Source organism: Paenibacillus sp. LX16, from assembly GCF_036252815.1.
GTDB classification, from domain to species: Bacteria; Bacillota; Bacilli; order Paenibacillales; family Paenibacillaceae; genus Paenibacillus; species Paenibacillus polymyxa_B.
In genome coordinates this window covers 5,728,441-5,741,340 of the sequence record NZ_CP141152.1, presented here as the reverse complement: position 1 = coordinate 5,741,340, position 12,900 = coordinate 5,728,441, and the positions used below count along the sequence as shown (strand labels likewise).

13 protein-coding genes are annotated in these 12,900 nt (G+C 43.4%); 3 read left to right on the top strand and 10 right to left on the bottom strand.

Translation table 11 applies throughout. The features are described 5' to 3' along the window. The first annotated feature begins 24 nt into the window (after positions 1 to 24). Positions 25 to 1,077: an LLM class flavin-dependent oxidoreductase gene (locus T3H97_RS25780; protein WP_328801308.1), complete on the top strand. Its 1,053-nt coding sequence runs from the start codon at positions 25 to 27 to the stop codon at positions 1,075 to 1,077. Positions 1,078 to 1,180: 103 nt separating this feature from the next. Here T3H97_RS25780 and T3H97_RS25775 read toward each other — a convergent pair whose 3' ends face one another. From T3H97_RS25775 to T3H97_RS25755, 5 genes are all read right to left on the bottom strand, one after another. Further along, entirely contained in the window at positions 1,181 to 1,690 is a 510-nt protein-coding gene (locus tag T3H97_RS25775; protein WP_025719194.1) for a DUF1036 domain-containing protein, read from the bottom strand. Positions 1,691 to 1,770: 80 nt separating this feature from the next. Then, a complete protein-coding gene (locus T3H97_RS25770) occupies positions 1,771 to 3,279 on the bottom strand; it encodes an aminotransferase class V-fold PLP-dependent enzyme (protein ID WP_328801307.1) in 1,509 nt (502 codons plus the stop codon). 134 nt (positions 3,280 to 3,413) lie between these two features. Then, positions 3,414 to 3,890: a DsrE/DsrF/DrsH-like family protein gene (locus tag T3H97_RS25765; protein WP_103047132.1), complete on the bottom strand. Its 477-nt coding sequence runs from the start codon at positions 3,888 to 3,890 to the stop codon at positions 3,414 to 3,416. Between the two features lie 125 nt (positions 3,891 to 4,015). Next, a complete protein-coding gene (locus tag T3H97_RS25760) occupies positions 4,016 to 4,831 on the bottom strand; it encodes an NAD(P)H-binding protein (protein ID WP_328801306.1) in 816 nt (271 codons plus the stop codon). A 70-nt stretch (positions 4,832 to 4,901) separates the two neighbouring features. Next, a complete protein-coding gene (locus tag T3H97_RS25755) occupies positions 4,902 to 5,348 on the bottom strand; it encodes a MarR family winged helix-turn-helix transcriptional regulator (RefSeq protein ID WP_328801304.1) in 447 nt (148 codons plus the stop codon). 169 nt (positions 5,349 to 5,517) lie between these two features. Here T3H97_RS25755 and T3H97_RS25750 point away from each other — a divergent pair, with 169 nt between their 5' ends. Together T3H97_RS25750 and T3H97_RS25745 are read left to right on the top strand one after the other, a co-directional pair. Then, complete coding sequence (locus tag T3H97_RS25750) at positions 5,518 to 6,480, top strand: radical SAM protein (RefSeq protein WP_328801303.1); 963 nt, start codon at positions 5,518 to 5,520, stop codon at positions 6,478 to 6,480. 186 nt (positions 6,481 to 6,666) lie between these two features. After that, complete coding sequence (locus T3H97_RS25745; RefSeq protein ID WP_328801302.1) at positions 6,667 to 7,641, top strand: aldo/keto reductase family protein; 975 nt, start codon at positions 6,667 to 6,669, stop codon at positions 7,639 to 7,641. A gap of 6 nt (positions 7,642 to 7,647) precedes the next feature. Here the strand turns inward: T3H97_RS25745 and T3H97_RS25740 are convergent, their stop codons facing one another. The 5 genes from T3H97_RS25740 to T3H97_RS25720 form a co-directional block, all read right to left on the bottom strand. After that, positions 7,648 to 8,031 (bottom strand): hypothetical protein, encoded by a 384-nt coding sequence (locus tag T3H97_RS25740; protein ID WP_328801301.1) that lies wholly within the window; start codon positions 8,029 to 8,031, stop codon positions 7,648 to 7,650. A 199-nt stretch (positions 8,032 to 8,230) separates the two neighbouring features. Beyond that, on the bottom strand, positions 8,231 to 10,171 hold the full coding sequence (locus T3H97_RS25735; RefSeq protein WP_328801300.1) for an ABC transporter permease: 1,941 nt from the start codon (positions 10,169 to 10,171) through the stop codon (positions 8,231 to 8,233). Next, on the bottom strand, positions 10,161 to 10,922 hold the full coding sequence (locus T3H97_RS25730; protein ID WP_328801299.1) for an ABC transporter ATP-binding protein: 762 nt from the start codon (positions 10,920 to 10,922) through the stop codon (positions 10,161 to 10,163). Before T3H97_RS25730 ends, T3H97_RS25735 begins: the two co-directional genes overlap by 11 nt. Positions 10,923 to 11,024: 102 nt before the next feature. Further along, on the bottom strand, positions 11,025 to 12,029 hold the full coding sequence (locus T3H97_RS25725; protein ID WP_328801298.1) for a sensor histidine kinase: 1,005 nt from the start codon (positions 12,027 to 12,029) through the stop codon (positions 11,025 to 11,027). Continuing rightward, positions 12,022 to 12,717 (bottom strand): response regulator transcription factor, encoded by a 696-nt coding sequence (locus T3H97_RS25720; protein WP_250245323.1) that lies wholly within the window; start codon positions 12,715 to 12,717, stop codon positions 12,022 to 12,024. Before T3H97_RS25720 ends, T3H97_RS25725 begins: the two co-directional genes overlap by 8 nt. Positions 12,718 to 12,900: the final 183 nt, after the last annotated feature.

The following is a 12,900-nucleotide window of genomic DNA, read 5'->3' as shown; positions in this document are numbered from 1 at the left end:
ACATGAAAATAGGGGGTAGAGCAAGTGGAGATAGGTATAAGCACGTTTGTAGAAACAACGCCGGATCCCCAAACGGGTGAGGTTATTAGTCACGCACAACGAATACGTGAAGTGGTCGAGGAGATTGTACTTGCAGATCAGGTAGGGCTGGATGTGTACGGCGTAGGGGAGCATCATCGTAAAGATTATGCAGCATCTGCTCCGGCTGTTATCCTCGCTGCTGCAGCGGCACAGACCCAACGAATTCGGTTAACCAGTGCAGTTACGGTGCTTTCATCGGATGATCCTGTACGTGTGTTTCAGGATTTTGCTACACTGGACGGCATTTCGAATGGACGAGCTGAGATTATGGCAGGCCGGGGTTCTTTTATCGAATCATTCCCGTTATTTGGGTATGATTTGGATAACTACGATGAATTATTCGATGAAAAGCTGGAACTGTTATTGAAAATACGAGAATCCGAGAAAGTTACCTGGAAAGGCGGACATCGGCCGGCAATCAACAATTTAGGTGTGTATCCGCGTCCAGTTCAAAACCCTTTGCCCGTATGGATTGGGAGTGGGGGCAATCAGGAATCTGTGGTTCGTGCAGGCTTGCTCGGATTGCCGTTGGTTCTGGCGATTATTGGGGGTAGTCCCGTACAGTTTGCCCCGTTGGTGGAACTGTATAAAAAAGCCGCTAGGCATGCCGGTCATGATGCATCGCTGCTTCCAGTTGCATCACACTCACATGGTTTTATTGCAGAGACGACTGAGCTGGCAGCGGATAAGTTCTTCCCTTCTACTCAGCAGAGCATGAATGTGCTTGGGCGTGAACGGGGTTGGGGTCCTTACACTCGCTCCAGCTTCGATGCCGCACGCAGCTTTGAAGGAGCGTTGTATGTAGGTGATTCCGACACGGTTGCCCAAAAAATCATCCATCTGCGTAAACAGGTAGGCATTACACGTTTTCTGCTCCACGTACCCGTCGGGACGATGCCGCATGATGATGTCATGAGAGCTATTGAGCTATTGGGAACAGAGGTAGCACCACGGGTTCGTGAAGAGATATCCAAGTGGGAATTCGAGAGTAAATAAGCGGATTACCTCATAGATAAAAGAGAAAGGAGCAGGCCATGGGGGTGAGGTCGCTCCTTTTTTTGCTTCTAAAAAACTATATGCGTGCTGATCAGATCATTTTTTATTTTGTCCGTTTTTTATGCGTGATGCGTTTCTGTAATTGAGGCTTCCCTTGTTTTAGTCTCTTAGGTGTTGCAGGAACTCTGCGCAAAATAGGTTTCTCTTGGGTTGCTTTGGAAGGCAATGTCATGCGGAGTGTGGATGATGCAGGTTTTCTTTGACTGCTGCTCGTTACAAAGTTGATGGTGTAGTCCAAGACGAACGGACTAACTGCGATTCTCCGCAGTCCCACGCTTCTACAAGTGGTACAGCCTGTATCCCAGCACCAATTGAAGGCATTCTCAGGAACTTGAGTGAAGTATGTCCCCCTCCATTCGCGTCCAAAATCATCTTCGGCGTAATAAAAGAATGTATTACCTCCTGCGTAGCCGCTCCACAACTGAACAGTCTGTCCGGGGTTAACGCGGTACCAGCCTGTTTTAGAGTAGTTAACAGGACTACAGCTGAAGTCCGGGTAGGCGAAGACTACAAAGATAGCCGCATTAGTACTGTTACGAAAATTGAGACCCATTGTCGTCACTTCTTTCCTCATATAGTAATTTACAGTGTATCCTATGAGAGTTTTGAAAGAAGGGAACGGACATGAGTCTCTTAATCGCTAAAATTGAACCATTTGCTGATGTCTATTTTGTGATGTTCATGCATAGATCGCCATTCGTTTGATTCTGGTTGATAGGTATAATCTCTTTGCCAGGTCATGATGTTTTCCACGACTGCCCGTATGGAAGAGGCGATATAGGAGACTTCCTGATTCGTCATCATGGGATGGAGCGACAGACGCACCCAGCCTGGTTTTCGAGATAAGTCTCCCACATGGATCAGGTCTGTCATTTGTTTAGATGTTTGTGGGTCGATGCCCAGCAAATAATGTCCGTAGGGGCCTGCACAAGAGCAACCGCCCCGGACCTGAATGCCAAACCGATCATTCAATAGCTTTACAATCAGGTTATAGTGAATATGGCCGACAACGAAAGAAACGATTCCCATTCGTTCTTGGCTACTTCCTCCTAAAATGTGTAGGCCTGGTATGGTACTCAAGCTCTTTAGTAATAGAGATGTCAGTTCCTTTTTGCGCTCCAATAGGCGCTTCTGTCCCATTTGTTCCTTCAGCCGAATGCAGAGCGCCGTTCGAACGGCCTGTAGAAAGGCAGGCGTCCCTCCATCCTCACGGGCTTCAGTATTATCTTTATACTCGTATCCACCCCAAGGATTGGTCCAGTTAACTGTGCCCCCTCCTGGCTGATCTGGAGCACAATTGAGGCACAGCCTCGAATCCATAATTAAAACGCCGCTTGTACCGGGACCCCCAAGAAATTTGTGGGGTGAAAATACAATCCCGTCCAGTTTCTCAAGGGGATCTGTGCGGTGCATGTTGATCTCGGTATAAGGTGCGCTTGCCGAAAAATCAACGAAACAAACGCCGCCATGTTCGTGCATTTTGCGGGCTAGCTGGTAAATCGGTACTTCGAACCCTGTAACATTGGAGCAAGCGGTAAAGGCGCCGATTTTTATAGGGCGATGCTGGAATTGAAGCAGCAGTCGTTCGAGATGAGTTGGATCGACAATTCCGCCGGGACCCGGAGGAAGACACACAACGTCTCCAATGGTTTCTGCCCAGGAAATATGATTGGAATGATGCTCCATGTGTGTAACGAAAATAAGGGGGCGTTCTTTTTCGGAGATGGGATAGAGGGGTCTTAATTTTTCATGTATTTTCAATCCTAACAGTCGCTGAAGCTTATTCACTGCACCTGTCATACCAGACCCGGCGAACAGGATGATATCATGTTCATTGGCATGAACGTGGTTTTTAATGATTTGTTTCGCTTCTTCATAGGCTTGGGTCATCAGAGTTCCTGTCAAATTAGACTCCGTATGCGTGTTCGCCACAAAAGGGCCTAATTCATGAGCTATTTTCGACTCGATGGGTCCATACAGACGGCCGCTGGCTGCCCAATCCGCATAAATCAGCTTTTTTTGCCCATATGGAGATTCAAAGGTCTGGTGATATCCTATTGTACTTTCGCGATACCTTTGGAAATAAGCCTCGTTAGAAGGCTGATACCTACAATTACTGCTTCCAATTCGAGCCATGAGCATACGGCGCCTCCCAAGTCGTTCTGTCTTTTTAGGGTACGTAGGTAGGCCCGAATGGGTTAAAAAAAATAGGCGAGTGTCATCATTTAGTCACAATAAAAGCCTCATCCAACAGCCGGATAAGGCGCAAGTCTATCCTATATAAACAACTGCATATCGGATTCGAGCGCATCTTTTAGATACGTTTTGGCCTCGATAATTTCCAGTTCAGGTATAAATTCTTCCGGTTTAAAACCCATAATATCGACTGATAGCTTACAGGCATAAAATTTTACGTTTTTCTTCCGCGCTCCTTTCAAGAAATGAATAAGCTTCGGGGCTTCGTTATCTTCGATCATTTCCGTCAGCATCAGCTTGCCAAGACCGCTAAAATTCATTTTGGATAATGGCAGCTCTTCGGGTCCTTTTGGAGTCATCCAGCCCATGATTTTTTCATAAATCGTCTTGTCCTCCAACGTCATCTTGTCAGGGTCACGAACCAGAAATAGTCCCCAGAACGCAAAAAACATCGTCACGTCCACGTCCAATTCCCGTGCCGTATTTGCCAGAATCAGCCCAGCCATTGCCTTATCATAATCGCCGCTGAACATAAGCAGATTCATCCTTTTATCCACAATTCCCGCCTCCATTACCAACAGATATATTTAGTATGGATTTGGAAATGAGAAGTATGCCCAGTTCACATATTGATCACAATTTATGGAGTGGGTGTTGGCAAGAAAATTTTTAGCGTTGCTTTTCATATGGAGATAAAGGGCCGGATGCTTTCTTTCAGTGAAGTGAGCGGACCACCGATCAACTGTTCCAAATCATCTGACGTGGAGCGCGTATCTATTTTGCTCAAGAACCCAAATATCCAATTTTTGATTTGGGGGTCATGACGGAGGGAGACGGATCTGCCTGTGAGCTCGGTCAAAGCTGCTGCCAAATCTGAAAAGGTCCAGGGACTGGAGGAGACGAATTCATATTTCTTGTTCATATGGCGGTCTGGACCGGATAGCACTGCTGCGATCCCTCTGGCAAGATCCCAACGCGTCACGGTGTTAAATTTCCACTCCCCAGGGTAAATATCGATTGCGCCCTTCGCTATGGCGGCGTTCAGGTCGAGAGTTTTGACAAAATCGGTATATAATGCATTCCGTAGAAAAGTGTAAGGAATTCCAGTGGTACAAATGGCGTGTTCTGTAGCCAAATGCAGATGGGAGAGGGGGATAGAGCTGGCTTCAGAAAAGGCAAAGCTGGTGTATAAAATGTGTTCTACTTCACATTTTTTAGCTGCTTCTATGATATGGGTATGTTGACGAATACGAATCGTATCGTCAGGATGTGAACTTGAAATCAACAACAGTTGGGAAGCACCCGCGAATGCTTGCTCAAGTGAATCGGGTTGATCGTAGTCACCCAATCGTACTGTAATTCCCTGTGCCTCATAGTGTTTTCCGGTTTCAAGGTGGCGAACACAAGCGGTAATTTCATGAGGTGAGACTTTTTGAAGGAGCTGTTGTATGATTAGGCTCCCCAATTGACCATTGGCTCCAGTAATAACAATCGACATGGAACATCATTCCTTTTTATACAAATGGGATTTTAGTTAAGGGCTTAACCAATTGAGTAAAAAAGCTGTATTACGTCCTCTTTAATTTGTTGAGCAGGGAAATGAGCTGCTTCAATTCCTGATCATTCAACACCTGCATTTTTTCCTCAATCCTCTGCCGGTTTTCGGGTAAATTATGCAACAGGAGGCTTTGCCCTTCGCTTGTGATAGAAATTACCGATTTTCTGCCGTCCATGGGATGGCCTTCCCGGCGAATGAACCCTTCGTTTTCGAGCGGGGTGAGCAGCAGGCTAATATTTGATTTGGTGACACCGATCCTTTGGGCGAGCACAGATGGAAGAATTGTGCCTCCTTCCTTCATGATTTCAACCAGAATTCGAATTCTGGCTCCATTGGTTCCCTTCGAATGCCAGTATTTCTCTGAGACATCGACTAATCCGGCTGTCGTTTCTACCAGTGAAAAGAAAACCAGAGAATGCAGCGGCAAATCAAGTACGTAATCCTGTAGGTCTTTCAAACGATCACCACCATAAATGTAGTTAAGGACTTAACTAATATGAATTTACTAAGTTCGGCGGTACTTGTCAACCCATCGTTACCAATGTCATATCTACAGACCCCTCCCATTCTGTATAATCTCAAGGGGATTCAAGACATAAGCCTGAGATCGGGAGGATCATAAGAAAGTGAGTATAGAGAATAAATATAAAGCACTTGAACTGGAAAAGCCGGGCATCTACGAGCTGGAGGGACTGGAAGTCGGGGTTACCTCCAATTGCAACTTCAAGTGTGATTACTGCTGCGCGTATCAGCGGAACGACGGGCAATGCATCAGCAGCAAAGAGGTCATTGATATTATTGATGACATTCCAACGTTAAAACGTGTGCGACTGTCCGGGGGAGAAGTGACCTTGAAGTATGAGGATTGTCTGGACATCGTGGCTCACTGTTCAAGCAAGGGAATCGCTACCCAGCTCAATACCAATGCCAGCTTGCTCAGCCCGGAACGAATTGAGAAACTACGTGATGCAGGACTTTCCAACATTCATATCTCTTTCAACTTCACGGATGCCGATAAATATGCAGCTTATTATCATGTTCATCCTCGCATGTATGAGAAAATCGTTCAAAATATCCGGTTATGTACCGAAGCCAAGCTGGAAACGGTGCTGGAGACGTTGCTGTTTGCGGAGACGCAGAACAACATGCCAGCTATTAGTGAAATGGTATATGAACTCGGTGTGCGCATCCATGAAATCCAAAACAGCATCGTAATGGACCATACCAACTGGAACGCTATTTCTACCAAGGAAGCGCTCGTTCGTTCCGTTCATGACCTGATTGCGCATAAAAAGGACGATACTGTGTTGTATTTCACCTGTATGGACCGTTTTGCAGAAGCACTGGGCTTCAAGGAGCAGCCGGGTGTTTATTTTTCCAACTGCGTTGATGGTAAAAAACAGCTCCATCTTCACGGGAACGGGGACATCCTGATCTGTGAGCTATGCCATCCTGTGGTCATCGGCAATATTTATAATGGAACATCCTTAAAGGATATTTACAAAAATAAACCGAAGCAGCTTCAGGAGTTTCTTGACAAACTGCCTTGTCCTGCCTATGATGCGCTTTTTCCTGTAGGAAGCAAGTAGATATGATTTGAGATTGTGAGGCTATAAGCATCTACCACCCTAACAGTCAGGGTGGTGGATATCCTTCATGTAACTCCATGAATCCTTCATTATTTCTGGATTTTACAAAATCCTCATTTGTTTTAATGAAAGGGTTTACATGTTAAAATATAAAAATATGATCTTCTTATGAAAGAAGGAGTAGATATGAAATATAGAAATGTAGGCAACAGTGGTCTTAAAATTAGTGAAATCGGTCTAGGGAGCTGGTTGACGTACGGTACAGCCGCCGAGCAGGAAGCAGCTCATACCTGTATTGCCAAAGCCTTTGAACTTGGAATTAATTTCTTTGATACCGCGAACGCGTATAACCGGGGAGAAGGCGAGAAGGCTATGGGAGCTGCCTTGAAGCCTTATCGAAGAGAGAGCTATGTGTTATCTACCAAGGTTTATTTCCCTATGGATTCCGGTCCTAATGACAGGGGACTGTCTCGTAAACACATTATGGAGCAATGTGAAGCGAGTCTGAAGCGTCTTAGTACGGATTATATCGACATGTACTTCTGTCATCGTTATGATTCGGATACTCCTTTGGAAGAGACGCTGCGAGCGCTCGATGACCTTCAGGCTCAGGGTAAGATTCTATACGCTGCTGTCAGTGAATGGAGTGCTGCCCAGCTCACGGATGCCCATGGGATTGGAAAAAGGCTGAATTTGCGGCCATTGATTGCTAATCAGCCGATCTATAATATGTTCGAACGTTATATCGAACATGAGGTACTTCCCGTATCCGGGCAGGTAGGCATCGGCCAAATTGTATTTTCGCCTCTGGCCCAAGGGATCCTCACGGGTAAATACAAGCCTGGACAACCTTTACCGACGGGTAGCCGCGGGGCTGATACCTCGGTCAATAATGTCATCAGCAGTTACATGAACGATACCGTTCTAAACTGTGTCCAGGAGCTGGATAAGCTGGCGAAGGATTTGGGTATCACCCTGTCACAGCTCGCGCTTGCCTGGATTTTGAGAAAACCGGGTATCAGCGCTGCACTCATTGGGGCTACTAAACCGGCACAAATCGAAGAAAATGTGAAAGCAGTCGAAGTGACGCTACAACCGGAGACATGCGTGGAAATTGAGCGAATTCTGAAGCAAGCAGAGGGCTTTGAACCTTTGCGTTAAGTTTTTTTAACTTGCTTCAAGTATGGCATAAATACCTGAAACTACACTAAATACAATCCCGCTCACTAAAACAAGGATTTGTTTCTTACTGAGATCCAGCGGATCAAAAAAGATGGGCAACAGCCATTTTAGGGTGATGACAGCCCATAAGCCCTCCAGTAACCCTAGCATCAACACCTTTTGTCCCCAGTGAAACTTCATTTGCGGTGTTAGCGGACCTGCTAGTATTAAATCACCTGAGGCACGGATATTCCAGAAAACGATAACCATGAATACAACAAGGGTTAACAGTGTGGACATAATATAGGCGATATCCTTTTTAGCCTCTTTCGTAAGTTTCGGCGATTTTTTAAACCCAGGCAAGCCAATCAGGAAAAAAACAATTCCCATAAAAATAGCTGCGCCTATAAAGGAACCGAGTATAATATTGGCCACGATGCTAATGCCATTGATGATTAATAATAAAATAAGCTCTCCCCCTTTGGGGTTACGATGATAGTTATTTTATTGTACATGTAGAAACGAAAATGCTCAAATATTTGGAAAAGCCCCAGCGCTTTTGCCTGGGGCTTTTTTTGCTTTTTGCCGATTACAATGCTGATTTAATGACCTTTTTATAATACAGGATGGATAGTATCCCGAAAATGGAATATAAGGCGGTGTACAGCACCATAACAATAATCATAGGCCTCCAAATTTCGGTTCCAAACAAGAACCAGCCGGATTGGACGGCGAAATAGCTATGTGATAGGCCAATTACTAAAGGAATGCCGAAGTTAAAGAGTTGTTTTATTTTAATGCCTCTAAGCAGGTCGCTCTGTGTGAACCCTAACTTTCTTAACACGGTGTAATTGGCTTTTTCATCTTCGCTCTCATCCATTTGCTTAAAATAAAGAATACAGCCTGATGTAATGAGAAAGGTGAGTCCTAAAAAGCCAACTACAAACATGATCACTCCCATATTTCTCTTCTGATTGCTACTCATTTCAAGGCGTGATGTTTGTTGATCATTAAAATTCGCAGCTGCAAAGAGGCGATCGGCTTCTTCAATCTGTGCTGCATTAAGCATATCAATTCCAATATACAAGGATGACTTCTTTTGGATCTCTGGATTTACATCTTTCTTTAAGCGCTCAAAGATGGTTTCGTCTACAATGACAGTGGGTACTCCCCCGGCTGCAAAATAGTAGGGAATGACATAATCCTTTTTTAGACCCACATATTGTTGAGGTATGACTTCTGTTTTCCCCTTCAAATCCAAGGGTCCAAAGTCTTTCAAGGACATGAATTTCTGTAACATATCATTATAGCCCGTTAAAACCGTTTGGCCTGGAGTTACATCCGTACCCTCCACAGATTGGTCGCTTACGACAGGCAGTGTCATGGAATCCGTACCATCATTTAATTGTTCCATAGGAGTGTCCATAATTTGCGCTGTCTTCACACTGACTTGAATCACTTCAATTTTCTTTTCACGATACTTTATATCATGCTCATGAAGTAACGCTTTAAATTTCTCCGCATCCGGTACATTCGTCATGGCAAAATGGGAAGGTACATTGTCCTCAGCTGCTTGATCCGCAGAATAATAGGCGATATAGCTTAAGGATAGTAAACCGATAGCAAGTGCCGATACTGTCGTAATAATGGTCAACAACAAAGCATTGGATTTCATGCGGAACATAATGGATGAGAGGGACAGCACCTCATTAATGTTCAAATAGCCGCCTTTACTCTTTCTGATGATATTGGAAATAAAGCGGATAGATCCTTTATAAAAAAGTAGTGTTCCGATGATCACAGAGCCCAAAATAAACACCATAGCCATAAACAATTCATTCATGGATGTAAAGTCGCCACCAAATAATTTGGAGGAAACATAGTAACCTAAAGCGATGAGAGAGATACCAATGATCCCGATGATCATCTCAAAGATCGATATTTTCTTGATTTTCCCTTCGGTGGTTGAGGTCACTCTGAACAAAGACAAAATACTTTGTCTTTTGATAAAAGAATAATTCATGAGCATGATCAGCAGGTAGATGACAACAAAAACGATGAGTGTTTGAGTCAGTGCTTGGTTAGAGAAATATAGAGTGGCAATGGCTTCGACGCCCGTCGTCTTAAATAAAATCATAATCACTAATTTGGAAAAGGAGAATCCAACCCCAATCCCAATGAAGAGGGAACTAAAGTATAAAATTAGGTTTTCAGCACTTAAAATGCGAAAAATTTTACTTTTAGTCATTCCGATCAATTGAAATAGGCCAATTTCTTTGCTTCGTCTTTTTATAAAAATATTATTGGCATACATAAGGAAAATGCAGACAATAGCGACCAGTAAAATGGAAGCTGCCCGTATGGAAGCTGCACCTTTAACAGAGCCCTTCACTTCGTCCATGGAGGGATCGTACTGTAGTGTGACAAAAGCGAAATAGAGCGCAACACTGAAAATGAGGGCAAAAACATAAAGGTAATAATTTTTCAGGTTTTTTTTCAAATTTTTTAGAATGAGCAGATTAATGTTCATATTGGACCCCGCCTAAGACCCCTTGGGTTTTCATGATATCCTGGAAGAAGCTTTGTCTTTCCTGCTCGCCTTTGTGAAGCTGCGTATACATTTGCCCATCCTTAATAAAAATAACCCGACTGCAATGGCTGGCTGCGACAGGATCATGCGTGACCATAATAATGGTCGCCTTGCGTCTTTGGTTCAACTGGCCCAGCTTGTTTAATAAATCGGAAGCCGATTTGGAATCCAGTGCACCCGTAGGTTCGTCGGCAAAAATAATACTGGGCTCATGAATAAACGCTCTGGCCGCAGATGTACGCTGTTTCTGTCCACCCGAGATTTCATTGGGGTATTTGTCCTTGAGATCATAAATTCCCAGTTCTGTAGCTACTTCCTGAAATTTTTGGTTGGCTTCTTTTTTAGGCGTTTTGGTGATGGATAACGGTAAGAGGATGTTCTCCTTTACGGTTAGCGTATCCAGCAGATTATACTCTTGAAAAATAAAGCCTAAATGCTTTTTGCGAAATTCAGCTAGTTGCTTTTCTTTCATTTTCGTCATTTCGATATCATTGATTTTAATGGAACCTTGGCTCACTTTATCAATAGAGGAAAGAACATTCAGCAGTGTGGTTTTACCTGAACCGGAGGCTCCCATAATACTGACAAATTCCCCTTCTTCAATAAGGATATCTATTCCCTTCAAAACCTCCTGCATATTTAACTTATTACCGTAGCTTTTATGGATTTTATGGGCTTCTAAAATATTCACTTCGATGCACTCCTTATTGTTCTTGTAGCCTTATTATAAAAATAGAGTGGATGTTTTTCCTTTGATTGGGCGAACAATACATAAAAGCATGTGACATCTCTGTCACATGCTTACCATACTCACGAAATCATTTCGTTTGGGGAAAATTAAAGTGAAGGTTGTACCCACGTTCGGTTTGGAGTGCACATCTATATGTATGAGCAAGGACTGTGCTGCCTTTTTCGTTAAGTATAACCCCATGCCCGTTGAAGTATGATCAGAATGTTGGGTTGTGGAGGTAAAACCTTTCTCGAAAATACGGGGTATATCTTTCGGATCAATACCGCGTCCAAAGTCTTGGACCTCAAGTTTTATTCGATCCCTTTGTACATAGCTGTGAATGATAATATCACTGGCATCGCTATATTTGATGGCATTGGTTAAGAGCTGTCTGATGATAAAGGCCAGCCATTTGGCATCACTCAGCACTTCCATGTGCTCCAATTGGATGTCAAAACCGATCCCTTTTTGGATGCACCATGACTGTAGTGCTTTGATTTCATTAAAAACCAGAGATTTTAAATTCACTTGCTCGACATACAGATCATTTTCAATAAAAGATATACGTTTGTGATGGAGCTGCTGATCCAGCAGTAAGTGGATTCGTAGCCATTCATAGGTTAACTGAGCTTTTAGGGGCTTATCGTCCAACCGCTCAATCATCAAATGCATGGTGGTCAAAGGCGTTTTTACCTCATGAATCCAGGATAATAGTTCATCTTTTTCATGTTCAAGTGTCAATTGATTTTGCGAGATGATCTGTTGTAACCGTTCGGTCTGGTCAGTGATTTTTTGTTCAATGATTTGCTCAAACGGACTCTCCGGTTCGCCAATACCCGTTAGTTCTAGAGGGCTCTCCCATTCTTCTAATGTGGTATAGAATTTGGTTTCCTTGGAATAGCGAATGATTAAAAAAACCAAGAAAATCATCATCGATAAGAAGACGATATAAAGGATCGGCATTAATGGAATTGCTGCATCCACATAAGCGATGAACAGGATCAGAAATTGCTGGAACAGAATTAGTAGAATCCAGCTCCGCCTCTCTATAAGATATTTTTTAATCATAGGTAGGTGCCTCTTCTGTAGCCATGTAGCCTTGCCCGACTTTCGTTTCAATGAAACGGCCCAAATCCAGCTCGTCCAGCTTTTTACGCAGGCGGTTCAAGTTGACGGTCAGGGTATTGTCGCTGACAAAACGTTCATCATCCCAGAGGCTTTTAATTAATTCCTCTCGTGCGACAATTTTATTTTTTTCTTCAATCAGCAGCTTCAAAATAAAAATCTCGTTCTTGGTTAATTCGATGGAGCCAGCCTCATTGGCTACTACATTTTTTTCATAATCGACCGTCGCTCCACGCCATGTTTTCAGGGAGACGGGTTCTGTATTGTAATTATATACGCGGCGGAGTGTCGCCTGTAATTTTGCAATGAGTACATCAAAATGAAACGGTTTTTGGATAAAATCATCCGCTCCAAGCTGCATCGACATCACCATATCCGTAGGATGATCCCGTGACGATAAGAAGAGGATGGGGACGTTAGAGTGGGATCGAATCATTCGACACCAATGAAACCCATCAAATTTCGGCAATTGAATATCTATCACGACCAGATCAGGTTTTATCGTTGTGAATTCCTGAATGACTTTATTAAAGTCCTGGATGCCGTACACATCATAGTTCCATTGAGTTAACCGATCCTTCATTTCATGGAACAAAGTTTCATCATCTTCAATTAGTAAGATTTTGAACAACGATTTCACCACTTTTTACTTTTTTTAGGATTTTGAAAAATTCGATTCCAGTCGCTTATTGGATTTTGCAAACTCCTCTTTTATAAAGTGTATAGCAAAAATTGTGTATGTGCTACATGTGTGGACTCAACTTGATATTGCGATAATCTACTGTTAATAGTTGAGGTTTATAGTGGGTTTATA

What these genes read in the sequence shown, in the direction of transcription:
- T3H97_RS25725 (WP_328801298.1), bottom strand. Translation starts at nt 12,029, where the DNA reads ATGATTAAAAAATATCTTATAGAGAGGCGGAGCTGGATTCTACTAATT.
- T3H97_RS25740 (WP_328801301.1), bottom strand. Translation starts at nt 8,031, where the DNA reads ATGGGAATTGTTTTTTTCCTGATTGGCTTGCCTGGGTTTAAAAAATCG.
- T3H97_RS25745 (WP_328801302.1), top strand. Translation starts at nt 6,667, where the DNA reads ATGAAATATAGAAATGTAGGCAACAGTGGTCTTAAAATTAGTGAAATC.
- T3H97_RS25735 (WP_328801300.1), bottom strand. Translation starts at nt 10,171, where the DNA reads ATGAACATTAATCTGCTCATTCTAAAAAATTTGAAAAAAAACCTGAAA.
- T3H97_RS25770 (WP_328801307.1), bottom strand. Translation starts at nt 3,279, where the DNA reads ATGCTCATGGCTCGAATTGGAAGCAGTAATTGTAGGTATCAGCCTTCT.
- T3H97_RS25775 (WP_025719194.1), bottom strand. Translation starts at nt 1,690, where the DNA reads ATGGGTCTCAATTTTCGTAACAGTACTAATGCGGCTATCTTTGTAGTC.
- T3H97_RS25760 (WP_328801306.1), bottom strand. Translation starts at nt 4,831, where the DNA reads ATGTCGATTGTTATTACTGGAGCCAATGGTCAATTGGGGAGCCTAATC.